The sequence below is a fragment of the Stenotrophomonas sp. PA-6-5C genome (genome assembly GCF_021605635.1).
GTDB classification, from domain to species: Bacteria; Pseudomonadota; Gammaproteobacteria; order Xanthomonadales; family Xanthomonadaceae; genus Stenotrophomonas; species Stenotrophomonas lactitubi.
The window spans coordinates 83,221-106,689 of the sequence record NZ_WKEE01000010.1; the positions used below are offsets into that span (position 1 = coordinate 83,221).

Annotated in this window: 30 protein-coding genes and 1 tRNA gene; 22 read left to right on the forward strand and 9 right to left on the reverse strand. The window is 64.6% G+C overall.

The genetic code is table 11. From position 1 onward, the window contains the following. The 3 genes from GIW57_RS06360 to GIW57_RS06370 all read right to left on the reverse strand — a co-directional run bounded on the left by GIW57_RS06360 (position 1) and on the right by GIW57_RS06370 (position 5,161). The gene (locus GIW57_RS06360) at positions 1-300 is read right to left on the reverse strand and encodes a hypothetical protein (protein ID WP_236509484.1); all 300 of its coding nucleotides are present in this window, start codon (positions 298-300) and stop codon (positions 1-3) included. Positions 301-351: 51 nt separating this feature from the next. Further along, entirely contained in the window at positions 352-4,260 is a 3,909-nt protein-coding gene (locus tag GIW57_RS06365) for a hypothetical protein (protein WP_236509486.1), read from the reverse strand. 358 nt (positions 4,261-4,618) lie between these two features. Next, positions 4,619-5,161, reverse strand: a complete 543-nt coding sequence (locus GIW57_RS06370; protein WP_236509488.1) for a hypothetical protein — start codon at positions 5,159-5,161, stop codon at positions 4,619-4,621. A 161-nt stretch (positions 5,162-5,322) separates the two neighbouring features. On the opposite strand from GIW57_RS06370, the gene GIW57_RS06375 reads away from it, so the two are divergent. Continuing rightward, positions 5,323-5,541 (forward strand): hypothetical protein, encoded by a 219-nt coding sequence (locus GIW57_RS06375; RefSeq protein ID WP_111187851.1) that lies wholly within the window; start codon positions 5,323-5,325, stop codon positions 5,539-5,541. On the opposite strand, the gene GIW57_RS06380 is transcribed toward GIW57_RS06375, so the two are convergent. Continuing rightward, positions 5,519-5,686, reverse strand: coding sequence for a hypothetical protein (locus GIW57_RS06380; protein ID WP_180849099.1), 168 nt, complete (start codon positions 5,684-5,686; stop codon positions 5,519-5,521). The two genes, GIW57_RS06375 and GIW57_RS06380, sit on opposite strands and share 23 nt — an antisense overlap. A gap of 1 nt (position 5,687) precedes the next feature. Continuing rightward, entirely contained in the window at positions 5,688-6,149 is a 462-nt protein-coding gene (locus GIW57_RS06385; protein WP_111187850.1) for a YdaS family helix-turn-helix protein, read from the reverse strand. A gap of 461 nt (positions 6,150-6,610) precedes the next feature. Between GIW57_RS06385 and GIW57_RS06390 the strand changes: the two genes are divergently transcribed. From GIW57_RS06390 to GIW57_RS06415, 6 genes are all read left to right on the forward strand, one after another. Then, on the forward strand, positions 6,611-7,042 hold the full coding sequence (locus GIW57_RS06390; protein WP_236509490.1) for a hypothetical protein: 432 nt from the start codon (positions 6,611-6,613) through the stop codon (positions 7,040-7,042). A 165-nt stretch (positions 7,043-7,207) separates the two neighbouring features. Next, complete coding sequence (locus GIW57_RS06395; RefSeq protein ID WP_180849097.1) at positions 7,208-7,402, forward strand: hypothetical protein; 195 nt, start codon at positions 7,208-7,210, stop codon at positions 7,400-7,402. Next, entirely contained in the window at positions 7,399-7,614 is a 216-nt protein-coding gene (locus GIW57_RS06400; RefSeq protein ID WP_236509492.1) for a hypothetical protein, read from the forward strand. Before GIW57_RS06395 ends, GIW57_RS06400 begins: the two co-directional genes overlap by 4 nt. Then, positions 7,611-8,105 (forward strand): hypothetical protein, encoded by a 495-nt coding sequence (locus GIW57_RS06405; protein ID WP_180832849.1) that lies wholly within the window; start codon positions 7,611-7,613, stop codon positions 8,103-8,105. Before GIW57_RS06400 ends, GIW57_RS06405 begins: the two co-directional genes overlap by 4 nt. Then, the gene (locus GIW57_RS06410; protein WP_236509493.1) at positions 8,102-8,431 is read left to right on the forward strand and encodes a hypothetical protein; all 330 of its coding nucleotides are present in this window, start codon (positions 8,102-8,104) and stop codon (positions 8,429-8,431) included. The genes GIW57_RS06405 and GIW57_RS06410 overlap by 4 nt, the downstream gene beginning before the upstream one ends. 50 nt (positions 8,432-8,481) lie before the next feature. Then, on the forward strand, positions 8,482-8,658 hold the full coding sequence (locus tag GIW57_RS06415) for a hypothetical protein (RefSeq protein WP_236509496.1): 177 nt from the start codon (positions 8,482-8,484) through the stop codon (positions 8,656-8,658). 115 nt (positions 8,659-8,773) lie between these two features. Here GIW57_RS06415 and GIW57_RS06420 read toward each other — a convergent pair whose 3' ends face one another. Beyond that, positions 8,774-9,235 carry a hypothetical protein gene (locus GIW57_RS06420; RefSeq protein WP_236509498.1) on the reverse strand — a complete coding sequence of 154 codons (462 nt, stop codon included), beginning with the start codon at positions 9,233-9,235 and terminating at the stop codon, positions 8,774-8,776. Between the two features lie 301 nt (positions 9,236-9,536). On the opposite strand from GIW57_RS06420, the gene GIW57_RS06425 reads away from it, so the two are divergent. The 7 genes from GIW57_RS06425 (at position 9,537) to GIW57_RS06455 (ending at position 13,374) form a co-directional block, all read left to right on the forward strand. Next, complete coding sequence (locus GIW57_RS06425) at positions 9,537-10,040, forward strand: hypothetical protein (protein WP_236509499.1); 504 nt, start codon at positions 9,537-9,539, stop codon at positions 10,038-10,040. Continuing rightward, on the forward strand, positions 10,037-10,285 hold the full coding sequence (locus GIW57_RS06430) for a hypothetical protein (protein ID WP_236509501.1): 249 nt from the start codon (positions 10,037-10,039) through the stop codon (positions 10,283-10,285). The genes GIW57_RS06425 and GIW57_RS06430 overlap by 4 nt, the downstream gene beginning before the upstream one ends. Continuing rightward, complete coding sequence (locus tag GIW57_RS06435) at positions 10,282-10,866, forward strand: hypothetical protein (RefSeq protein WP_236509503.1); 585 nt, start codon at positions 10,282-10,284, stop codon at positions 10,864-10,866. Before GIW57_RS06430 ends, GIW57_RS06435 begins: the two co-directional genes overlap by 4 nt. Beyond that, a complete protein-coding gene (locus GIW57_RS06440) occupies positions 10,863-11,156 on the forward strand; it encodes a hypothetical protein (protein ID WP_236509505.1) in 294 nt (97 codons plus the stop codon). The genes GIW57_RS06435 and GIW57_RS06440 overlap by 4 nt, the downstream gene beginning before the upstream one ends. 1 nt (position 11,157) lies before the next feature. Next, complete coding sequence (locus GIW57_RS06445) at positions 11,158-11,355, forward strand: DUF4224 domain-containing protein (protein ID WP_005418789.1); 198 nt, start codon at positions 11,158-11,160, stop codon at positions 11,353-11,355. Between the two features lies 1 nt (position 11,356). Beyond that, positions 11,357-12,397 (forward strand): tyrosine-type recombinase/integrase, encoded by a 1,041-nt coding sequence (locus GIW57_RS06450; protein WP_236509507.1) that lies wholly within the window; start codon positions 11,357-11,359, stop codon positions 12,395-12,397. Positions 12,398-12,516: 119 nt separating this feature from the next. Beyond that, a complete protein-coding gene (locus GIW57_RS06455) occupies positions 12,517-13,374 on the forward strand; it encodes a DUF2971 domain-containing protein (RefSeq protein ID WP_236509509.1) in 858 nt (285 codons plus the stop codon). Positions 13,375-13,433: 59 nt separating this feature from the next. Here GIW57_RS06455 and GIW57_RS06460 read toward each other — a convergent pair. Further along, positions 13,434-13,507 (reverse strand) — tRNA-Gly (locus GIW57_RS06460). Positions 13,508-13,613: 106 nt separating this feature from the next. Next, on the reverse strand, positions 13,614-15,458 hold the full coding sequence (locus GIW57_RS06465) for an autotransporter domain-containing protein (RefSeq protein ID WP_236509510.1): 1,845 nt from the start codon (positions 15,456-15,458) through the stop codon (positions 13,614-13,616). 206 nt (positions 15,459-15,664) lie between these two features. Here GIW57_RS06465 and thiS point away from each other — a divergent pair, with 206 nt between their 5' ends. From thiS to GIW57_RS06485, 4 genes are all read left to right on the forward strand, one after another. After that, positions 15,665-15,865, forward strand: a complete 201-nt coding sequence (gene thiS / locus GIW57_RS06470; RefSeq protein ID WP_025874279.1) for a sulfur carrier protein ThiS — start codon at positions 15,665-15,667, stop codon at positions 15,863-15,865. A 114-nt stretch (positions 15,866-15,979) separates the two neighbouring features. Then, entirely contained in the window at positions 15,980-16,774 is a 795-nt protein-coding gene (locus GIW57_RS06475) for a thiazole synthase (RefSeq protein ID WP_089236612.1), read from the forward strand. After that, positions 16,774-17,508 carry a tRNA (guanosine(46)-N7)-methyltransferase TrmB gene (trmB, locus tag GIW57_RS06480; RefSeq protein WP_089236613.1) on the forward strand — a complete coding sequence of 245 codons (735 nt, stop codon included), beginning with the start codon at positions 16,774-16,776 and terminating at the stop codon, positions 17,506-17,508. Before GIW57_RS06475 ends, trmB begins: the two co-directional genes overlap by 1 nt. Before the next feature lie 27 nt (positions 17,509-17,535). Beyond that, the gene (locus GIW57_RS06485) at positions 17,536-19,383 is read left to right on the forward strand and encodes an SLC13 family permease (RefSeq protein ID WP_089236614.1); all 1,848 of its coding nucleotides are present in this window, start codon (positions 17,536-17,538) and stop codon (positions 19,381-19,383) included. A 361-nt stretch (positions 19,384-19,744) separates the two neighbouring features. Here GIW57_RS06485 and GIW57_RS06490 read toward each other — a convergent pair whose 3' ends face one another. Next, positions 19,745-20,080 carry a Rieske (2Fe-2S) protein gene (locus tag GIW57_RS06490; RefSeq protein ID WP_049469607.1) on the reverse strand — a complete coding sequence of 112 codons (336 nt, stop codon included), beginning with the start codon at positions 20,078-20,080 and terminating at the stop codon, positions 19,745-19,747. 178 nt (positions 20,081-20,258) lie between these two features. On the opposite strand from GIW57_RS06490, the gene GIW57_RS06495 reads away from it, so the two are divergent. The 4 genes from GIW57_RS06495 to GIW57_RS06510 all read left to right on the forward strand — a co-directional run bounded on the left by GIW57_RS06495 (position 20,259) and on the right by GIW57_RS06510 (position 23,451). Beyond that, positions 20,259-20,540, forward strand: a complete 282-nt coding sequence (locus tag GIW57_RS06495) for a hypothetical protein (RefSeq protein WP_089236615.1) — start codon at positions 20,259-20,261, stop codon at positions 20,538-20,540. A 70-nt stretch (positions 20,541-20,610) separates the two neighbouring features. Beyond that, complete coding sequence (locus GIW57_RS06500) at positions 20,611-21,327, forward strand: fumarylacetoacetate hydrolase family protein (RefSeq protein WP_236509512.1); 717 nt, start codon at positions 20,611-20,613, stop codon at positions 21,325-21,327. 56 nt (positions 21,328-21,383) lie between these two features. Beyond that, positions 21,384-21,788 carry a large-conductance mechanosensitive channel protein MscL gene (gene mscL, locus GIW57_RS06505; protein ID WP_006387613.1) on the forward strand — a complete coding sequence of 135 codons (405 nt, stop codon included), beginning with the start codon at positions 21,384-21,386 and terminating at the stop codon, positions 21,786-21,788. Between the two features lie 241 nt (positions 21,789-22,029). After that, on the forward strand, positions 22,030-23,451 hold the full coding sequence (locus GIW57_RS06510; protein WP_236509514.1) for a M28 family peptidase: 1,422 nt from the start codon (positions 22,030-22,032) through the stop codon (positions 23,449-23,451). The last annotated feature ends 18 nt before the right edge of the window (positions 23,452-23,469 follow it).

The window sequence follows — 23,469 nt, forward strand, 5'->3', positions numbered from 1 at the left end:
TCAGTGCACTCCGTACAGCACAGTTGCAGGGACCAGGGAGAAGACTGGTTGCCCGTTGGCATCCACATCCGTTCCCCAGGAGACCCGGCCATCCGAGTACCAGACGGTTGGCGTGCGGCCAGGCTGTGCAGGCGGAGGCACCACGTAGAAGAGGAAATCCCCAGGTGGCAGCGGCCCTACCCACGTCGAATTGCCGTGCACGGAGTCGGTCTGAATCGTGCCGATGAAAAGCCCCAAGCGGGTCGTGTAGTCGATCTCCAGCGACCCGTCGAGATTGAAGGTCTGGATGCCTGCCGGCATGCGATGCTCCCTAATGATTGGCGGGAGGGCCTTGGCGCCTCCCGCCCTTTGCTACTGCCACCAGCCCATGCGCGTGGCGAGCTGCCCGTTCGGGTAGTAGGTGCGCCAGTGCCCGTCGCTGTACTCCGTGCGCTGGCCACCCGAAGAGGACGAGACGCGGAACATATCTGCCAGCACATCGAACGAGCTGATCTCTCCCGTTGCTGCCAAGGCGATGCCTGCGATCTTCTTGTCCGCTCGAACGTCCACGCCCCAGCGGGCGCTGGCTTCGTTGCCGCCCGGTGACCATGTGGGCGGCTGGGTTGCACCCTCGGCCACTTCGGACAGCATCGGCCGCATGATCCAGAAATAGGGGTCTGCCTGCCCCATTCCCTGGATGCGCAGGCGCACCACCATCGACACGGTTCCCGATGGTGCCTTGGCGATGCCGAACCCGCGCGGGAAGGTCGAGATAGGCCCGCTGGTCAAGCCTGCAGGTTCCATATTCGGCGTGCCGACGCTGCCGATGATCTGCCCCAATCCGTTGAGAAACTCGGCATAGAACAGCACCCGGCAACGGTGCGAGTTGACCACCGCCGAAATGCAGTAGGTCTTTCCCGCCTCTGCCGGCAGGGTATCTCCAGCGGTGGCAAAGGCGTTCGAACCATTTGCCCACATCCCGGGCCGCATCGCCGACAGCGCGCTGGTCATCCCCTGCGGAATGTAGTTCGCGTTGCCTGAAGTGTTTCCGAAGTTGCCAAACCCCTCCGGTGCCAGCCATGCCCACGGCGTCGCCGTCCAGTTAGGGAAGGTGGAATTGGACAGGAGGTTGCCGCCCGAACCCTGGTTCCGAACCTGGACTTCCATGGTCTGCACCACGGCAGCGTCAGCCTTTTCACCGAGTCCCGCCCGCACCCCTTGGATCGCGATTGCATTGGCGTTGATCTTCCCGTCGTGCTGCTGCACGGTCGACTGCATCTGACTGAAGGCCGTGGCGTTGACGTCCCCCACCTGCGTCTTCAGGCTCACCAGGTCCTGCGCAGTCGCATCCAGCTTGCTGCCCTGCTGGTTCACCGCCGTGGTCAGCCCGGCCGTCGCCGAAGCATTGGCGCTGATCAGTAGCTCGTCGGTCACGTCGTAGAACTCAATGCGATCGACAAGGACCGTTGCGTCGCCAGTTCCGCGGTTGGTGATCCACACCTGGCTCATTACCTCAGTGCGAGCGTCGCCCAATGGGTGCTCCAGCACAAAACGCTGCCAGGAACTCGTGAGGTTCGGTGTGGTCTGGTCGTTGTTGCCCTCGCCTGTGGTATCCCGAGCCCGGCAGCGCGCGGTCAGCGTTGCACCACCGGTCACAACCTTGGCGACGATCACCGTGCGCAGCTTGCGACCGGTGCGCCCCGTCTTCAGTGGAACCCAGCGACCGCCGTTGGCGTAAACGAACGGCGAACCGGCTGCACCGGCCTTGTGCACCATCTGGATTGCGCTGCCCTGCTGCCCCCCACCAGAGATCCAGGTCACATCACCGTTCTGCTGGTTGCTGTTCCCCTTGACGAACGGCGCCATATCTCCGTCGAACATCGCGTTGACGTTGAGGTTCTCGCCGCGGTTGAAGGACGCATTGACAGTGCTGGACAGCACGGTGAGCTGGCTTGCAGTGCTGGCCAGCGTGCCTTCTGCGTTCGCAACCCTCGTGGTGAGCCCGGTGATGGCTTGCGTGTTCGCCTCCGAAGCCTGCTGTCCGGCATATGCCTCAGTTACGTCGGTGATGACTATGTCATCCAGCAGCAGAATCGACCCGATCACGCGCTGGGACTTCGGGTCGGTTGCGTGGCCGGGCAACGAAATGAACAAGCGCCCCTGTGCCGCAGATGCATTGGTCGTCACATACCCGCTCACCTTCGTCCACGAGGTTTTCGACAGGCTGGCGACCCCCCAATTCACAGTCGTCCAAACATTGCTCGTACCGCCAACACCTGCAGCAGAGGTCTGAACGCCAATGCGCAGATAGCTCTTGTTGTCGGGCGGAATCTCAGCACTACCAGAGGAAAGTGCTGCCCATGCCTCGACGTACAGGCGTCGAACTCCGACGAGGGGAATGAACTCGGTGACCGGATAGCAATCGGCATTTATATCAGGGCGTGCGTCAGAGGGCACCTGAATCAACAGGCCGCGATTTCCATTGCGCTTTGCCGACGTGTTGACGGTGAACGTCGTGCCATAGCCTTGGGACAGCAGATAGCCATCCGCGAACTGCTCAAACGTCCCCGATGGGAACATCCCACCGCCACCGGCCAAACTGGCTTTCATCTCTGACTGAAGCTTGGTGACACTGGTTGTGGTCGACTCGATCTTGCCCTCAGCCGTCGTCACCCGGGTCGTCAGGTTCTGCAACGCCGACGCATTGGCATCCGTCTTGCCGGAAACGTTCGTCAAGTCGCTGCGCAACGCCGTCAACAGCCCAGCTTGGGAGTCCACCGTCGATCCGAGCTGGTTCACAGTCGTGGTCAAACCCGACAGGGCAGAGGCCGTGGCATTGATCGTTCCTTGCAACTCAGTACCGCTGGGCATCCAATTGGTTGCTATCTCCCCCTGCTGGAACATCACGTTGTCGATCGCGATAGCCAGCCACTGCCCTGCCGCAGTGCCGGCCGCACGGATAAAGATGCGCACGCTGACAGCATTGGCAGGCGCAGTGAACGTCCCGGTGTACCGCGTCATGACGTCGGTCATGTCGACAATCGGAGCGTATTGCCCCGGTCCGATTCCTGCGCTGGCGTTGTCCAACCACTGCACCACCAACTGAATCCGGCCCACGCTGGCAGTCATTCGGCATGCCCACGCCGACAGCGTGTACTTGGCCCCCGGCACGGGCTTCGGCCTGTTGGCAGTCGCCACTTCAACGCCGATGTACTGGCCGGCGGCTGTGAGGGCGTTGGTCGAACCGATCTGGATGGCCCGCGCAGATCCGGTCACTGCATAGGTTGCGCCATAGCTCACCGTCTGCGCGATGCTGTTGGACGCGAACCAGTCGGGAAGTGTGCTGTTCGGTGATTGGCTGGTCTCAAAACTGCTGTTCGGCAGCAGATTGTCCCCGCCGATGTTCTGGAGGGAGACGTTGATGTTGGTGATCGACTGCGCCAACGCGTTTGTGGTGGTGGCGGTAGCCTCCTGCAGTGCCGTCACTGATGCCGCGGTTGCCAGGGAACCGGCACCGGCAGGCATGCGGGCCTCCATCGTGCTGATGCGCTGCACCTGCGCCGAGTCGGCAGCCACTCGGGCTTTCAGCTCCTCGTAGGCCAGCCCTGCAGTCAGCTGCAGCGGATCGGTTCCGGTGTAGTTGCCTCGCATCTGAACGGCCAGCGTGTTGCGCTGGAGAGCTTCGGCGGCGTCCGCGGTGATACGCGCCTGGGTTTCTTCCTGTACCAACGCCACCGACGCGCCGGGCTGCGGACGCCCGACGGCGATGTAGTCGATCAGGTAGTAGTTGGCGACGGTCTGCGCCGCCCCCAGCTGCAGGCGAATCGCATCCACCGTGGCCGGCCACCACGCAATGTCCTGCACGTCGACGGTGGCCACGCCGTTCACGTCCCACGCCGGTTCCGGGATGGCCACACGCTTCTGCGTGTTCCATGCCTGGTCCGTGGTGATGATCCACTGGAGGAATCCGTTCCACGTCGGCGAGCCAACGCGCTTCACGCGCAGCTTCACGAAGCGGTATGCGCTGCCGTCTACGGCCAGGGCCACCGGCGACTGCACCCAGGGCGCGGTGGCGTGGTTGGCGGGCCGCAGCCAGCCATCCACGAGGGTTGGCGCACCGTTGCCCGTCCACCCTTCAATGGTCTGGTTGAACGGCCAGAGCTTGATGCTGTCGAACTGCGTCCCGCTGCCGGCCGCGACCTCCGACACCGCGCGCGCCAACGATTCATCGGCGCTCTGCCGCAGCTGCTCCTCGCGGCTGATCGCCGCCTCGCGCGCCATCTTCTCGTTCAGGAAGCGGCCAGCACTGCGACATGATGATGGTCGACATGTCAGAGCCCCGGGTCCAGGTTCTCGCCCGGAGCGACCGGCCACCAGGTGCAAGCGCTACCGTCGCCGCTGGCGCAAGGCGCCTTCGGGCCTCTCCACACGCGGCCCTGTTTCTCCAACTCAGGCAGGCGACGGGCGATCATGTGTCGGTCTAGCCCAGTAAGGGTCGCAAGGTGCAGGCTGCTCTGGCCCGGGTAGCGCCTTACCGCTGCCTCGGTCGTTGCCTGTTGGGCACGCTGTTTGCCACTGACCACCAAACGGCTCGCAGCTTCATGGCTGGTGCTGGGATCAGTGGAGCGAGCGGGATGGTTCATCGGGCCGTCTCCAGTCCCATGGCGCGGATGACGGCCTTGCGGAAGGTCAACGCGCTGATGACCATGTCATCGCACTCGTTGATGATCTTGTGCCCGTGGGGACGGTCCTTTTCATCAATCACACCGTCGGCAACCGCAGGGCTGATTGCGGCGCACAAGTCACCGAAATCCTTCATCAGCTGGCCAACGCCGGTCGTATCGGCTACCGTTTCTATGGCATCCATGCGGATCGGCAGGATCCCGCGCCGCCGGGCAAGCTCACGCTCACAACTGCTGCGGTACGGCTCCGGCAGGCTCAGCACCCACGCGTCCTCCAGGTCGGCCGGCAGAGTCTTCACCACGCCGTCGAGGTAGCGGCCGAGGATCTGGCCGTTGTGCTTCTTGTCCGCGTCACCATCGCCGCCGAGCGTGATGCGGAACGGAACCTCACGGTCGTCCTCGCCTAGCAGCGACAGGTAGGTATCGGCCACCGCCATCGCAAAACTGCGGCGGTTGGAGCCGGTGTCGCGCAGCATCTGCTCGGTGAATCCGTAGATCACCGTCTGGCGCTTGGGCAGGAAATGGGGCTTGGGCTTCATGACAGGCTCTCAGGGGTGGCGCACGATGGGCGCTATGGAGATCAACAACTCACGGACGACGGGCGTCGCCCTCCTTGCGCTACGCTGGATGTGCCAACAACACAGCCCGCAAGGAGGGCGACATGGAAATCGAACTACTGGAAGACATCAGGACGCTGTTGATCCGGAATCGAGTGGGGGAAATCAGGCTCAACATCGAACGGGCAGAGAGCGAGGCCGATATCGAGGAGGTTCACCTAAACGGGGAGACTCACAAGGTTCTGACCAGACCGGCGGCCTTCCGGATCGCGGTGAGCGAGCTGAAGCAGGACAAGGCATTCATTCGGAGCTTGGTGGGTTAGCCTTGGCGTTGGCGGCTTCGGCGCTGCCAACTTGCGCGCGCAGCGCACGTTCCAGCGCCAGCCGCCTCTTCAACTCCAGCAGCTCCAGCAGCTCTGGCAACTCCGGCAGCAGCTGCCTGCGAATCCAGGTCTTCAGCGCGCGCATTTCAAGCCACCTCAATAGGACCGATGCGGTCTGCATCGGGGTCGTCGTTTGCCGGCTTGGCCGGCTCCTGCTGCTCGGAGTGCCCAAGCAGTTGAAGTACCTGGGGCAAGGCCGGGACCATGTCCTCGTCCTCCCAGGCGCTCACTTCTTCCACAGGCAGCTGCAGCACCTTTGCCAGCTGCTTGTCGGTGCTCAGGCCCAGCTTTGCGCGGAGCGCGCGTTTGGTGGCACCACTGCCGGTTACTTGGCGCTCCTCGGCGGCCTCGCCTTCACCAAACACATCCGGCCGAAGCACATGCCGCGATACTCCGGCCGCAGCTTCGATAGCCAGAATGTGCCTTGCAGCCACTGGCCGACGGCCCGTAGCCCATTGGGACACGAGCGCCGGATGCACGCTGAGGGTTCGGGCCATGGCGGCTTGTCCGCCGAGCACTTCAATTGCCTTGAGGATTGGCGTCGTCATGCGTCAAACATAGCAGTGCTATCTAACCATGTAAATAGCACTGCTGATCGCGACTCCGAACCTAGTCAAATAGCATTGCTATATGCCTAGGCCAGCCAATCCCAAAACTCCCGAAGGGCTTGCAATCACTGGCGCGCTCGCCGCGTCAGGTCATACGCAAGCTGCTGTGGCTGAGCGCCTGGACGTGAGCCCCGGCTTCATCTCTCAGTTCGCGAGCGGCCATCGCCCGGTCCCTTGGGACAAGGCCGAACTCCTAGCGGCTGTCATAGGCTCCGAACCTCATTTGGTCAGCGCCGAGTACGCACGACTTCGTGAGCACTTTCAGGTGTCGCAACCATCGCGACTGAACGAAGCTATCGTTCTCAACGCGATCGGCATTGCACGGAAAGCACTGGGTCTGGCCATCGGCGAGAAATTCGACGTTGAGCAGGCTCCAGACCTTTTCGCCCAAGCAATCCGAGTTGCGCTTGCTGCTGAAATGCGAAAGGAAGGGGGAGCTGTTGATGGATCTGGATCGGGAGATGGACAAGCTGGCGGAACTGATCGCTTTGCGCGCCCAGCGAAAGCTGGGGGTAAAGCCGAAGCTGGCAGCGGTAGGAAGCGCCGCACGGCCTGACAAACTCAGCGCCGCGCAAATGCTGGCGGAAGCACAGACCAGAATGGATGTGATGGTGCGCGAGTCCCACTGCAGGATGATTCGCCACTTGGTGCGCCGCTGGGGCGGGCAAATGCAGGTTATTGTCGATCAAGCCTGCTTCGGACTCGCGGGTATCGAACAGCTCCCTGACGAAGATCTCATCCAGCTCCACAAGGACTTGGAGCGCGCTCAAGATTGCATCCGCGATGGCGTTTCGTTTGAGGATGCCGGCCTGCTACGGAGTCGATACGGGTAACGACTGGGGCGAGTCGCCAGCCGCTCGCTCCGGCAAAACCTGAACCGGTTAATTATAAGATCGAAGTTTAGATAGCATTGCTGTTGACGCATGTAGATAGCGTCGCTATTGTTACCCTGCCGCCCAACACCGCCCCATCCCGGGGCCCGGCGCAGGAGATCACGCATGGCCACGCTCGCTCTTGGCGTCTTCAAGGACCTCACCCCAGCCGCCTTCGCACTGCTCCCGCTGGGCCGGGTGAAGGCCCAATTCGGAAACGTAAGCGTCCAGATGGATGCCAGCGAAGCCGAACAGCTCGCTCAACAGCTACAGGCTGCAGCCAACCAGCTGCGCGCCGCGCAGCAAGGCGCCGCCGCATGAGCGCCGCCCTCGCCAACCACTCCAGCGCTCAGCGAGCCGCTGCAGCCGCCGGCATCGTCGCCCGAGCCGGGCGCCGCTGGGGCCTCCTCCCCCACCAGGTCGTCATCGCCTCCAGCTTCGCCGCCAATGCCGTCCTGCGGCAGGGCAAGAGCGCGGCAGGCGCTGTCGCTGCGGCCCGACGCGCAGCGCGCGCACAGGCAGGTGCCGCATGAGCTTCTACAAGACCAACGATCCCGCCGTGCTGGAAGCCTACGAAAAGGAGCGCTCCGAAAAGGCGATGCTGCAGGCCGAGGTCGATGCCTTCGCTGCTCGCTTTGGTGGCAAGGGGCTGGTGTACGCGGATCCGGCGCGCCTGGCCGGCATCAGGTTCACCCCGGCCAAGCCGCGCGAGCTGTGGCGTTCACCCGACGCAAACGGTTTGCAGTGGCCACGTAGCGCGCCGCTCAACGGCGCAACGGCCGAGACCAAGGCCGCGCTCAAAGCACTCCAGGCCGAGTGGAACGAGCATATGCCTACTCGAAAGATCGACACCAATGCCGTGATCCGCGCGCTCGGGTTCAGCAGCAGCTGCGACTTCTTTTTCGAGGGCCTGACGCTGTTCCGCTCCAACGGGTTCGTCTACGCCTCCACGAGCAAGGCCATGCCCCGCATGACCGAGATCCTGGGCAGCGAGTACGAACAGGCCAAGGCGGCGCGCGCATGACCGACCACGACTTCTTCGCCGCCATGGCCGTCGGCATCCCGCCCATCACCCCGCCAGGAGCAATCCCCGTGACCCAGCTGAAAGCCTTCTACGTCGACGATATGCCGACGATCTACGCCGCCGCGACGCCGGAAGAGGCCGCCCGTCTGTATGAGGAAGACGTGGGCGATGTCTGTGGTGAAGGCTACCCCCGCGAGGTGTCCGCCGCAGAGCTCGATCGCTCGATCCCTGAGTTCGGGGAAGACGAGCAGCCGACCGGCGAGATGACAACCATGCGGACGTGGCTGGAAGAAGCCAGTCCGGGCTTCCTGTGCGAGGCCGAGTGATGCGCCACCTGGTCCTGCCCTTCTTCTGCGCCGTGATCGTCTGAGCCCTGATGGCGCTGCTCGCGCGCGCCATCTACACCGGCGCCGCTTCCTTCGTACTGATCGCCCTGGCCGGCATCGCCTACTTCGGCTGGCACGACGCCCGCTGCGGCTGGCCCGCCTTCCGCGCCGAAATGCAGCGCCGCACCGCGCGCCGCCGGGCAATGCCCACCGACGACACGCACTGAGCAACCGCCCGCCCGGCCCACCGGGCGCCGCCGCCGACCGGACTTCCACATGTCGGCTCCCTGTTTAACCGACATATCGACCACAACAATGCCTAAGCCCATGCGTCAAAACAGCTCAATTCGCGTTCTTGCTCAGGGCGCAGCCGCTGTAGTCGTAAGGTTCGATTCCGACGAAAGCGCGGAATTCGTTGGCGAAGGGAATCGCCGCCTCTTGGAACAACTCGATGTAGGAACGTACCGATCCCACTTCCATCAGGAGGGCGTTCTGTGCCTGGGCGGGGTTTACCGTTCGCTGCGTAGCATCAAGACAGCGCTGTGCGAGATGGTTAAGCGTTCTGCTGTACCCGATCAAGGAGGCAAGGTCGTCTCCGATTTTGTTAGGCAGGTGGTGCAGCCGATCCTGAAGCTTTTCAGCACCAGGCAGAAAAGAGGAGCAAGTTCTACGCACAGCGTCGGTGCGGACCTCCATATCGGGTTCGGGGAACTGGCCATCGTAGATCCGAGGTTTATTCCTCTCCATCGCCTTGTATTGGTCGGCAAGTTCGTAGGGCAGGCGAGAGACCTCGTGCAGCAGCATGCGCCCTATTATTCGGGCGCTTGCGCTCCGAGCGTCAACCGTCTCTTTGTGCTGCTCGCTCGCGATATGCACTGCTCTTGCCGAAGTTTTCTGCGCTGCAATAGCCACAAAAACTGTCGCTCCAGCGGCGACCCAAGCGCCGACTGCGGCCCATGCGTCCCACCACACGACGCAATTGCCGATCCCTGGCTCCATGCAAGGGCTAATTCCATTCCACACCGCACTAAGCCAGTTCATTCCCTGATCCCCCTGTGGACTCGCCGGCATTCTGCCATGCCGGTGCGGCGGGCGGAGAACTGCCATGGCTGACCAGCTGCTCACCGCTGCAATCGACCACCCCGAGGTCGGCCGGCAGCTGGCCAGCATGTCCGGGGTCGAGCTGGACTTAATCGCACCCCAGGATGCTCTTCTGTGGGAGGCTCGCGGCCAAGCGCTGCAGGCGCTCGCTGCCGGCGACATGGCCGCCGCGCTGCGCACCATGGGCATGGTGTCCTCGCGGATCATGGACCGAGACGAGGCATGGGAGATCGCATCGAACGCGGTAGCCGTCCGCATTGCCGCCGGCTGGACGCGCGACATGCTGGACAGCAGCACCGAGGCCGGCCGCGCGCCGTGTGGTCGCGGCTACTACCTGTTCTGCTCCGGTGCGATCGCGGTCTGCTACTTCCCGATGGTCTGCATCACCGACATGAACGGTCGCGGCTACCACTTCCATATTGCCCTGGACCTGCTCAACGAACGAGATCCCAGCCCCTACGCAATCCGTCGTCCGGCCGTTCCGCAGCAGTTGGAGATGTTCCGATGATCGCCGCTGGGTTCCCGCTCGCCCGCCACAGGTTGCTGATCTTCATGCGGCAGCACTTGGCACTCGCGCGGCGCGTACGTCTTCAGGGCCCAGGCAATGGCGGCCTGATGGATCCGCCGTTCTGGCACTGCATGGACCTGGCCGCCGCAGATCGCGCGCGCCTGCTGCATCTGATCGCCGTTGAACGATCAGCAGTGCCTGCCCCATCTCCGGCACTGCCGGCCCAACTGGATCTGTTCACATGACCGCACCACTTCCTGTTTCCCCGGCCACCGTTGTCGAGGCCACCAAGGCATCGTCGCCTGTCGCCGCGGTTGTCTCTGCCATGCGGCGTGTCGATCCGGCCACCGCTGTCGACGGCCGCGAGGTGCGCGCCTGGGCTGACACCCTGCTGAAAGCGCTCTACACCGCTCAGCCAGTGCGCTGGGAGTACCGCCACAAGGACGATCACCGGCCTGGCTGCTGGATGCAGGCGGACGCCGGCCACGTCTACGCCGCCCACCAGCGTGGGCTCGTTGTCCGCGCACTGTTCGAGACACCGCGCGTTATCCAGCCCGAGAAGGTCCACGACTTCCAGCGGCGCGTCTGCACGCGCTGCGGCATGAGCGAGGACTGGGCAGGGCCGGATTGCTTCCCACCCGACAACAAGCCCGACCCGCGCAAGCTGCTGCCTGTCGACCCGAGCTGGTTCCTTGAGCCGCTGAAGTGGATCCGGGACGCCGGCCCGGCACCGGTCAGCACGCACGAGCGCCGCCGCAGGGCCACCGAAGCCACCTTCCTGATTGAACAGCTCGAAGCCCACATCGAGGAGTGCAACAAGCCATGACCCAGGAACATATCAGCCACCCGGAAGGGTTGCCGAACTGCGCCGCAGGCCACCGCGCGCGCCACATCCACGACAAGCGCTGCGCCTCCGCCGGCGGCGGCCACCTGGTCGAGTGCGCCTGCAGGTCGACCAGCAAGCATGCCGATCCCGACAAGGCCATCGAGGCGTGGCGCCGGCTCAATCGTCCGGCGCGCAGCGCGCGGGCACCGTCGCCGGCAGCTGTTGCCGACAACGTCGTACAGATGCGCCTGATGATGGCAGGCGGAGGGAAGGTGGCCAGTGCCGTCTGACATGTACCTTTCGCGAGACGAGATCACCGGCCTGTGCCGTACACCACAGCGCGCGCGCCAGGCGGCATTTCTCCGCAAGAACGGGATCAAGCACTACCTGGACGCGCACGACTGGCCGGTCGTGCTGCGCTCCAGCGTTGAGGGAACGGCGCATGCACCAAAGGCGCCGCCGACATGGACTTCCAGCAAGGTCGCTTGAAATGGGACGGAAACCGAGTAAGCCGGGGGCAATCCCCCGGTTCAGGCCACGCAAGCAGAAATCGGGCGTTACCCATTACTACTATGACCACGGCGGCAAGCCGAGGCGCGAAACACCCCTCGGCAGCGACTACGGCGTGGCCATCAAGCGATGGGCCGAGATCGAACACGCTAGCACGATCCCCGCAGCGGCCGTCGTGACCTTCCGGCACGTTGCCGATCGCTACCGCGCCGAGGTGGTTCCTACCAAGGCCGTCACCACCCAGCGCCTCAACAATCGCTGTATCACCGCGCTGCTGAGCTACTTCGACGCGCCGCCGGCGCCGTTTGAAGCCATCCGCCCGATCAACATCCGGCAGTATCTGGATTGGCGGAAGGCGAAAGTGATCGCGAACCGGGAGGTGTCGCTGTTCTCGCACATCTGGAACTGGGCACGGGGCAAGGGAATCACCGATCTACCTAACCCATGCGAGGGCATTCGTCGCAACAAGGAGACCGGCCGCGACGTGTACGTGGACGATGACTCTTTCCGGGCCGTCTATGCACACGCCGACGCAGCTCTGCGTGACGCTATGGACCTGGCCTATCTCACCGGTCAGCGCGTCGGCGACGTGTGGTCCATGGACGTGCGTCAGGTAACAGCGCGCGGCCTCATCATCCAGCAGTCGAAGACCAGCAACCGCGTCACCATGGAGATCACGGGCGAGCTGGCTGCACTGCTCGAGCGCATTGCAAAGCGTAAGGGGGAGAAGTGCCCGAACGGGCGAGAGAAGGTCTACAGCACGCGACTGATCGTGGACGATGACGGCCTAGCGCTCGGCCGGGCGGCACTCCGCTATCGGTTCGACAAGGCTAGGGAGGCGGCGGGCATTGCAAAGGGGGAGTTCCAGTTCCGAGATCTCCGCGCCAAGGCGGGTACAGACAAGGCCGATTCGGCCAAGGATATTCGCGAGGCGCAGGCCCAGTTGGGGCATTCGTCGGTCACAACAACTGAGATCTACGTTCGAAAGAAAAGAGGATCGAAAGCAACTCCGACTCGCTGACCATCTAAAGCATGCCCCCCGGAAAAAATCGGCACGAAAACACCTTGCGCCCTCCGTTATGGGGCAACAGACTGTCCTGACGCATTCGGCGCGATGGGATCAACGAAATGGACGTTCACTTGGAACTGCCCCGCACTTACTTTCCCGCTGTGGGCTCCATGCTCTACCACTACTGCTCTCCTGAGACGTTCCTGGCAATTTGCACCGGGAAGAAGCTTCGCTTTTGCGATATCTACTCGATGAACGACTATCTCGAGATGCACTGGGGCTACCAAGCATGGGAGAAAGCTGCAACGCAACTGCTAGACCAGGTGGGAGTCGACTTCTTGAATCGAATTGACGCCATTCTGAGTGGATCAGGCAGGGCTGCGCTGCCGCTTGCATCTTGCCTTTCAACTGACGGAGACACGCTTAGTCAATGGCGCGCCTACTCACAGGACGGGTTGGGATTCTGCATCGGGTTTGACGCGGAAATGATTCTGAGATTGCCTGTCACGCCGCTTCGAGTCTGCTATAGCGAAGTGGAGCAAGTCACCGAGATCGCTGATTTCATCTTGGAACTGCACAAACGTGAAAAACAAGGGCCCATCGATGACGACACCTTCTTCGCACACGCTTTCAAACTAGCCATGGACCTCAGCGCCTACAAAAATCCGGCGTTCGGCGAGGAAAAAGAGGTGCGGCTGATCCATCTTGTTGGGCTGGAGGAAAGTGGTAGAAGCCATAGATTAGTCGATCAACCGGGCAGGGCCTTCGGCTGCGAGCACGGGCCTCTCCCGGTGAACTTCATGATGAAGCAAGGATCACCGGTGCCCCATCTTGACCTGAGCTTCATCGGCCCCACCGGACAGAGCCCCATTCGTCAGGTCATTGTTGGCCCAAAGAATCAGAGCCTGCTCACATCGATCTCGATCATGCTGGAGACCCTAGGCATACCAGGAGTGGATGTGATCAGGTCGGCCGCTTCCTACCGCTAATTGCGGAGCGGCTCTGATATTGCGGAGCGCCTTCATATGGCGCAAACCGTTGGGAGATATGGAGCGGGCGATGGGAATCGAACCCACGTCAGTAGCTTGGGAAGCTACAGCTCTACCATTGAGCTACGCCCGCGTTGCCCGACAAGTCTATGCGGGGCACGTGTTCAAACGCAACGGGCAGGCCCTTGCAGCCTGCCCGTTGAGTGGACGGCAGGCCCGCAGGCCTGCCGTCGTGTGCATCAGAAGCTGCCGCTGAAGCTGGCAAACAGCGTCGCGTCCTGCGCACGCTTCTGCAGGGTGGTGGCGCTCAGGCCGATGTTGCTCTGCAGGCCGAACAGTTCCATGCGCGCGCCCAGGATGGCGGTCGCATAGTTCTTGTCGAAGTCCATGCCCGGCACGCGGTACATGCCCACGTCCGGCAGGCTCTGCACCCAGGCGCTGGCCTGCTTGGTGTCTTCGAACTCGTGGTCGTAGGTCACCTGCACGTACGGCTTGACGGTGCCGCCGTCGAAGCGGGCCTGCCAACCGATACGGCCCACGGTGGAATCGACATCCTGCTTGCCGTAACCCAGCGCGGTGGCGAGGGTGCCGGCATCGGCACTTTCGGTGTAACCGTCGATCTTGACCTGCTGCCAGATCACCGAGGCGATCGGACCGTGGCGGAAGCCGCCTTCGGTGCCGAACTCGTAACCGGCGTTCAGGGCGGCGGTCAGGTTGCTGCCGTCCGGCGAGCCGCTGTGCTCACGGGTTGCCGGGCCGAGCTGGACCTTGCGGTTCACGTCATAGGACAGCCAAGTGTAGCTGACCTGGCCATTGACCCAGATGCGGTCGCCGTACCAGCCAGCGAACAGACCTGCGGTCGTGTCCTTCTGGGTGAAGTCGCCACGGCTGTTGCCGAAGTCGGCGTTCAGACGGCCAAAGCCGGCGAAGCCGCCGAAGACCATGCCGTCACGCGCCCAGTCGATACCGAACAGGCCGGCCGGGGCCAGACCGTCGTACAGATCGGCGTGGTCGTAGCGCTGCATGTCGCCACGCACGCCGCCCCACCACGACAGACCGTCAGCCGGGCGACCCGCCTGGTGCAGGCTGACCTGATCGGCACGCGAGCGGCCGATGGTCTGTGCCGAATGGCTCAGCACCTGCTGCAGGCGCGGACCTTCGAGGATCGACACCGCGTACTGGCCCAGCAGCGCATGGCCGGCGGTGGTCGGGTGTACGCCGTCGGCGAACAGGTAGGCAGTGGCCGCATCCGGGCTGACGTAGCTGGTCGGGTTGCAGGTGAGGATGCTGGTGGTGGTGTCAGCAGGGTTGATCCTGCAACCGGTGTCGGTGACGTTGCGGAAACCGTACATGGCCGGGTTGGCCGCCACTTCACGCAGCACGGTGAAGGTGTCGAGCGGGATGAACTCGATGCCGGCCTGCTTCAGGCCGCCATACAGGGCCTTGTTGTAGCCGGCCGCCAGCGCGGTGGCCTGCGCGGCACCGGCCGGGCCCAGCGAACGGAACTGCGGGGCAATGCCGACGTCGGGCAGGTTGGGGACGAGCACGTACTCGGCACCGGCCTGCTTGAGGGTGCCCACCAGGGCCACCTGGTCGGTGACAGCCGCGCCGATGATGGCCTGCGCCTGGGCCGGCGCACGCGCTGCGGCGAACAGGTCGTTGGCACCGCCCCAGACCGTGTACAGGGCATTGGCGTCAGCCTTGCCGCCATTGGCAGCCAGGTAACGGGCCGTCTGGCTCTTCAGCGATGGGATGGTGCCCAGTGCACTGGCCACGTCGACACCGACACGAGCACCGCCGACAGCGTAGTTGTCGCCGTTCTGGCCGTTGCCGTTGGCAGCGCCGTTGAGGCCGTAGTAGTTGGCCACCTGCTGCGACCACACCCAACCCGGGTTGGTGGTGAACTGGCCAGTGACCGGGCGCACGTCGGCCGGCAGCAGCGGACGGAAGTAGCCAGCGTCGGTCAGGCTGTCGCCGAAGAAGACAGCATGGCTGTAAGGGGATTCGCCTGCCATGGCCGGCAGCGCGGCCAGCGCGATCGCGGCCGCCATGAGGGAGCGGATCGGGCGTTTGCTGAGCAGCATGTAAAAACTCCTGTGGGGATATCGTTGAGGATCCGACGCACGTACGCCGGCGCACGGTGAATGGTTTCACTGCGCCGCCAATTGCTCACGCTGCGCCGCCGCATGGATTGTCGCCCGAGCCAGGCCTGGTGGGCTTTGCCGGTGCGGGCGTGGCGCGCAACTTGCAACGGTTCCGATGCGAACCGGCGATCAGCGACAATGGCCCCATGAACATCCAGCTCAATGGCGAACCCCGCACCCTGCCCGCTTCGGCGACCCTTCTGGACCTGCTTGCAGCCGAGCAGCTGCTGCAACGCCGGGTGGCGGTGGAGGTCAACGGCGAGATCGTCAGCCGCAGCCGTCATGCCGAGCATGTCCTGGCCGAGGGCGATGTGGTGGAGATCGTGCATGCGCTGGGCGGTGGTTGAAGCAAAGCCCACGCCCTGCGCTCGCCGGGCACGGCCCGGCGCTACCCGTTCTCACGTCTCCGGCGGGGTCGACACGACGACCCCATCTTCAGGCGGATAAGCGATAATCGCGCCATGAACGCTCATGTCTCCCCCGATTCGCTGGTGATCGCCGGCAAGACCTACAGCTCGCGGCTGCTCACCGGCACCGGCAAGTTCAAGGATCTGGAAGAAACCCGCCTGGCCACCGAGGCCGCAGGCGCCCGGATCGTCACCGTGGCCATCCGCCGCACCAACATCGGCCAGAACCCGGGCGAGCCGAACCTGCTCGACGTGCTGCCGCCGGACCGCTACACCATCCTGCCCAACACCGCCGGCTGCTACACCGCCGAAGATGCCGTGCGCACCTGCCGCCTGGCCCGCGAACTGCTGGACGGCCACAACCTGACCAAGCTGGAAGTGCTGGGCGACCAGAAGTCGCTGTACCCGGACGTGGTGCAGACCCTCAAGGCCGCCGAACAGCTGGTCAAGGACGGTTTCGAGGTGATGGTCTATACCTCCGACGACCCGATCCTGGCCAAGCGCCTGGAAGAGATCGGCTGCGCTGCGGTGATGCCGCTGGCCGCGCCGATCGGCTCGGGCCTGGGCATCCAGAACAAGTACAACCTGCTGCAGATCATCGAAGACGCCAAGGTGCCGATCATCGTCGACGCCGGCGTGGGCACCGCTTCGGACGCGGCGATCGCGATGGAGCTGGGCTGCGACGGTGTGCTGATGAACACCGCCATCGCTGGTGCGCGCCACCCGGTGCTGATGGCCAGCGCGATGCGCAAGGCCGTGGAAGCAGGCCGCGAGGCGTTCCTGGCCGGCCGCATTCCGCGCAAGCGCTACGCCAGTGCGTCCTCGCCGATCGATGGGTTGATCGGCTGATGACCAATCCATTCGACAGCGCCGGTTCGAAGGCGCCGCCCAAGCCGTTCACGGTCAACGAGGGCCGCCGTGAGGTGCGCAGCTTCGTGCTGCGGCAAGGCCGTTTCACCCCTGCCCAGCAGCGCGCGTTCGACGAGCGCTGGCCGCGTTTCGGCCTGGATTTCAGCGGTGAACCGCGTGATCTGGATGCCACCTTCGGCCGCGATGCGCGCAAGGTGCTGGAAATCGGCTTCGGCAACGGTGCCGCGCTACGCTTTGCCGCACAGCACGACCCCAGCCGCGATTACATCGGCCTGGAAGTGCACGCGCCCGGCGTCGGCCGCCTGCTGAACGCGCTGGCCGACGATAACGCCGACCACGTGCGCCTGTACCACCACGACGCGGTGGAAGTGCTGGAAAAGGAAATCGCCGATGGCGCACTGGACGAAGTGCGCATCTATTTCCCCGACCCGTGGCACAAGAAGCGCCACAACAAGCGTCGCCTGATCCAGCCGGGCTTTGCCGAGCTGCTGGTGCGCAAGCTGCGCTCCGGCGGCCGTCTGCACTGCGCCACCGACTGGGAGGATTACGCCGAGCAGATGTGGGACGTGCTGGATGCCACCCCCGGCCTGGTCAACCGTGCCGGCCCGCGTGGCAGCGTGCCGCGCCCGGACTGGCGCCCGCAGACCCACTTCGAGACCCGCGGCCAGAAGCTCGGCCATGGTGTCTGGGACCTGTTGTACGACCGCACCTGATGAACGCCTGAGGACGCCGCGCCCGACATGGATACCGCGCTGACGCTGACCACTGACATGAAGCTCGTGCTCGGGCTGGTCGGCTTCACAATGGCGATGTTCCTGTTCGAGCGCATCCGCGCCGACGTGGTCGCGCTGGTGGTGCTGGTGGTGCTGGGCGTGACCGGCCTGATCGCGCCGGAGGAAATCTTCGGCGGCTTCTCCGGCAACGCGGTGATGAGCATCATCGCCACCACCATCCTCGGCGCGGGCCTGGACCGCACCGGTGCGCTGAACCGCCTCGCGGCCTGGCTGCTGCGGCGCGGGCATGGCGTGGAGCAGCGGCTGCTGATGATGACCACCGCCATCGCCGGCCTGAACTCGTCCTTCATGCAGAACCCCTCGGTGATGGCGCTGTACCTGCCGGTCGCCTCGCGCCTGGCCGCACGCACCGGGCTGACCATGCAGCGTCTGCTGCTGCCGATCTCGGCGGCGATCGTGATGGGCGGCGCGCTGACCATGGTCGGCAACTCGCCGCTGATCCTGCTGAACGATCTGCTGGCCTCGGCCAACAACAACCTGCCCTCCGGCCTGGCCACCATCGAGCCGCTGCGCATGTTCGCGCCGCTGCCGATCGGCATCGCCCTGCTGATCGCCTCGCTGCTGTATTTCCGCTACTACGGCGACCGCAAGCTGGTGGAAGAGGAAAGCCTGGTCAACGACGGCACCACGCCGGCCCGCACCGAGAGCTACTTCGCCAAGACCTACGGCATCGAAGGCGATGTGTTCGAGCTGGTGGTCACCGCCGAGAGTCCGCTGGTCGGCATGACCCTGGGCGAAGCGGAGAACCTGCACGATTCACCGCTGCTGCTGGCGCTGAAGACCGGCAATGACACCCGCCTGGCGCCGCCAGCGGAAATGCGCATCTGGGTGGGCAGCGTGCTGGGGGCGATGGGCCCGCGCGAGCAGATCCACGATTTCGCGCAGAACCAGTTCCTGCGCATGTCCTCGCGCCTGAAACACCTGGGTGACCTGTTCAATCCCAGCCGCGCCGGCATTTCCGAAGCGGTGGTGCCGCCGACCTCGAACGTGATCGGCAAGAGCGCGGCCGACCTGCGCCTGCGCAAGGAGCGCGGCATCAGCCTGCTGGCGATCAACCGCGACAAGCAGGTGATCCGCGAGGATGTACGCGATGTGCAGCTGCGCGCCGGCGACATGCTGGTCTTCCACAGCATCTGGACCGACCTGGCGCAGGCCGCCAAGAGCCGCGACTTCGTGGTGGTGACCGACTACCCCACCGGCGAGCAGCGCCCGCACAAGTTCAAGATCGCCATGGCGATCTTCGCGCTGACCATCCTGATCGCGCTGACCAGCAAGCTGCCGGTGGCGCTGACCCTGATGACCGGCGTGGCCGGCATGCTGTTGACCGGCGTGCTGCGCATGGACGAGGCCTATGCCTCGATCAACTGGAAGACGGTGTTCATGATGGCCGGGCTGATTCCGCTCGGCTGGGCGATGGATTCCAGCGGTGCGGCGGCGTGGGTGGCCGGCCATACCATCGACAAGCTGCCCACCGGCATTCCGATCTGGGTGCTGGAGCTGGCGCTGGCGCTGCTGACCACGGTGTTTTCGCTGGTGATCAGCCATGTCGGGGCGACGATCGTGATGGTGCCGATCGCGGTGAACCTGGCGCTGGCGGCAGGCGGTAATCCCACGGCCTTCGCGCTGATCGTGGCGCTGTCAGCGTCCAACAACCTGATGACGGCGTCGAACCCGGTGATTTCGATGATCACCGGCCCGGCCAACTACACCCCGCGCGAGATGTGGCGGGTTGGCGGCCCGCTGTCGCTGATCTACACCTGCGTGGTGGTGGTGATGATCAACCTGATGTTCTGAGGGTTGGGTTTGTTGGCAGGGCTGCGCCCTGCACCCGCCGAGGCAACGGCAACAGCCGGAGCAACAGCAACGGCAACAGCAACAGCAACAGCCTGCTATCCGTGGGATGGCGGGGTGGGTCCGGTTGCGGGGGACGCTGCAAGTACGTCCCTGTAAGCTCGGTCGCCGCATCCATGCGGCTCACGCCCCCGCAACCGGGCCCACCCCGCCTTCGACGGATTCCCGCGAGCTGTCGGAATGGCATGGCCTGCTTCTGGTGGGTGTCGACCTTGGTCGACACGGTAGATCCGCGCCGTGCGTGGATGGATCTGGATACCTGTTGATCTGGTGGGTGCGGACCGTTGGTCCGCACACCGATGCATCAGGCCAGGTAGACCTGCCCGTCGCGTACGTCCACCGGCACGGCGCGCAGGCGGTCGCCCTTGCAGGGGCCGGCGATGCAGTCGCCGCTGTCCAGCGCGAACGAGGCGCCGTGGGCGGCGCAGACCAGGTGGCCTTCGCGGCTCTTCAGGAATTGACCGGGTGCCCAGTCCAGGCGGCGGCCCGCGTGCGGGCAGATGTTCAGGAACGCGCGCACCTGTTCCCCGTCGCGGTACAGCAGCAGCGACTCGGCATCGCCATCGACCACCGCTTCAACCTCGGCAAACGCGCCATCGGCAATGGCATCAAGGGTGATCAGGGCGACAGCGGCAGTCATGGCGAAGGCTCGGACGGAATCGCGCATTGTCGCATGCCTGGTCATGTGACTAGCTGCGACATGAACACAAGTCATTGATCCGTAATAAGCCAAGGCTATATTTAACGAGTTTTTCACTCAATGACAGTGGTAGCTGCCGATACTCATGGCTCGCTGATCTCCAGCCTATCGAGCCACCATGTTCAATCGCGATTTCGCCTTCAACCAGTTCCGCACCCTGTTTGCCCCGCGCAAGCCGCGCCATCCGCTGGTGCGTGTTGCCGTGGGCCTGCTCGGCCTGGCGATCCTGGCCGCGATGGTGTTCATCGGCGTATTCGTCGGTGCGGCCATGATCCTGGTGGGCCTGGCGTGGAAGCTGCTGGCTTCGCGCAAGCCCGGCCCGAGCCGCCCGGCCGATCCGAACGTGGTCGAGGGTGAGTACCACGTGGTGCGCAAGTCGGCGCTGCCGGCCTCGCGCTGATCGACCCTGCCCGCTGACGGCGGGCCTCGCTGCGTTCTAGACTGCGGGCACTCCCTTCCTGGATGCCCGTATGTCCGATGTCTCCGATGTGATCCCTGCTGCAGCCACGCCGCGTGTACCGGTCGTGGGTGGCGGCAGTTTTCCCGTGCACCGCATCTACTGCGTCGGCCGCAACTTCGCCGACCATGCGCGTGAGATGGGTGCTGCCGTGCCTGCAGCAGACGATCGCGGCCGCCCGATGTTCTTCACCAAGCCGGCCGACGCCATCGTGGTCGGGCACGATGATGTGATCCCCTACCCGCCTGCCACCCGCAACCTGCACCACGAGGTGGAACTGGTGGTGGCGATCGGCCGTGACGCGCCCGCCGGCGAGCTGGCCGTAGCCGATGCCGAGGCACTGGTCTACGGCTACGCCGTGGGCCTGGACCTGACCCGCCGCGACCTGCAGGCCGCCGCCAAGGAGAAGGGCCATCCGTGGGACTCGGCCAAGGGCTTTGATGCCTCCGCGCCGATCAGCGAGATCGTGCATGCCGGTGAAGTCGGCGACCTGGCTGCGCTCAACCTGTCGCTGGAAATCAACGGCGAAGTACGCCAGCAGTCCCTGCTCGACCAGATGATCTGGAACGTGCCGGAGATCCTGCACGAGCTGTCCAAGCTCTGGCAGCTGCGTGCCGGCGACCTGGTGTTCATGGGTACGCCTTCCGGCGTAGCCGCGCTCAACCCCGGCGACCGTTTCAGCGCACGCCTTGAGAACGTGGCCGAGCGCCACGGCGTGATCGCCGGCTGACATCACCTGCGCTACCCTGCGCGCTGTCCCCCCTCGCCCTCAGGAGAAAAACAACAATGGGAATGCTCACCGAGTTCAAGGAATTCGCGATGCGCGGCAACGTCATCGACCTCGCCGTCGGCGTGGTCATCGGCGCGGCCTTCGGCAAGATCGTCACCGCGCTGGTGGAGAAGATCATCATGCCGCCGCTGGGCATGCTGATCGGCAAGGTCGATTTCTCGCAACTTGCGTGGACGCTGTCGCCGGCCAGCATCGGCGCCGATGGCAAGGAAATCCCGGCGGTGGTGATCGGCTACGGTGATTTCATCAACACGCTGATCCAGTTCGTGATCGTGGCCTTCGCCATCTTCCTGGTGATCAAGGTGATCAACCGCCTGTCGCGCAAGCAGGAAGCGGCACCGGCAGCGCCGGCCGAAGAAGTGGTGCTGCTGCGCGAGATCCGCGACAGCCTGAAGAAATAAGGTGTCGGGCGCCGTTGGCGCCCCCGCCGCCTGTAGAGCCGAGCCCACGCTCGGCTGATCTGGAAACGGCAGCCGAGCATGGGCCCGGCTCTACATGAAACGCGAAAGCCCCGCTCCGGCGGGGCTTTCGCTTTGCAGCATCTGGCGGAAAACAGCATCCGCAGCGGCCATGACCTCCCGCCCATGCGCGGCGCTGAACGACTGTTAAGCTCCAAGGCTTACACCCTTCCCGGAGCTGTCCATGCGTCGCCGCGTCCTTGCCATCGCATCCTCCCTCGCCCTGCTGGCCGCGCCGGCCTTCGCGGCCCCGCATGCCACCACCCTGCCGCCGGCCTCGCTGGCCACCGCCGCGCAGCTGCGCGACCAGGCGCTGGCCGATGACACCGGCTGGAAGGTGGTCGAATCGCTGACCACCGAGATCGGCCCGCGCATTGCCGGCAGCGAAGCCGACGCCCGTGCCGTGGCCTGGGCCGAAGCCAAGTTCAAGGCCCTGGGCTTTGACAAGGTATGGAAGGAACCGGTGACCTTCCCGAAGTGGGAGCGCCGCAGTGAACACGCCGCCGTGACCGGCAGGAACCCGCAGCCGCTGCAGATCACTGCGCTGGGTGGCAGCCCGGGCGGCACGGTGGAAGCCGAGGTGGTGCGCTTCGCCGATCTGGCCGCGCTGCAGGCCGCACCGGCTGGTTCGCTGAAGGGCAAGATCGCCTTCGTCGATTACCAGATGCTGCCGTTCCGCGATGGCCGCGACTACGGCCGTGGCGGCGCGATCCGCAGCAAGGGCCCGTCCGAGGCCATCCGCAAGGGCGCCGTAGGCTTCCTGATGCGCTCGGCCGGTACCGATTCGCACCGCGTGCCGCACACTGGCATCACCCGCTTCGATGACGGCCTGGCGCCGGTACCGTCGGCGGCGCTGTCAGTACCCGACGCCGACCAGCTGGCACGCCTGCTCGCCCGTGGCGCAACCACGGTGAAGGTGGCGCTGGACTGCGGCTGGGACGGCACCGCGACCTCGTACAACGTGATCGGTGAGATCACCGGCCGCACGCTGCCGAAGGAAGTGGTCGTCATCGGCGGCCATCTGGATTCGTGGGACCTGGGCACCGGCGCGGTCGATGACGGCGCAGGCGTGGGCATCACCATGGCCGCCGGCCATCTGATCGGCCAGCTCAAGCAGGCACCTAAGCGCACCATCCGCGTGATCGCCTTCGCCAACGAAGAACAAGGTCTGTACGGCGGCAAGGCCTACGCCGAGGCACACGCCAAGGACGTGGCCCTGCATCAGCTGGCCGCCGAGAGCGACTTCGGTGCTGGCCGCATCTACGCCTTCAACACCGGTTCGCCGAACCCGGAAGGCTCGCGCGACGCAACGAAGCAGATTGCCGAGGTGATGAAGCCGCTGGGCATCGAGTACCAGGCCGACAAGGGTGGCCCGGGCCCGGACGTCGGCCCGCTGGCGGCCAAGGGCGGTGCATGGGCGTGGCTGGCGCAGGATGGCTCGGACTACTTCCACCTGCACCACACCGCCGACGACACGCTCGACAAGATCGACCCGAAGGCGCTGGCGCAGAACGTGGCGGCCTACACCGTGTTTGCCTATCTGGCCGCCGAAGCCGATGGCAGTTTCGGCAGTGAAGCAAAAGCGACCACGCCGCCGAACGAGTGATGCGGTGACACAGTGAGG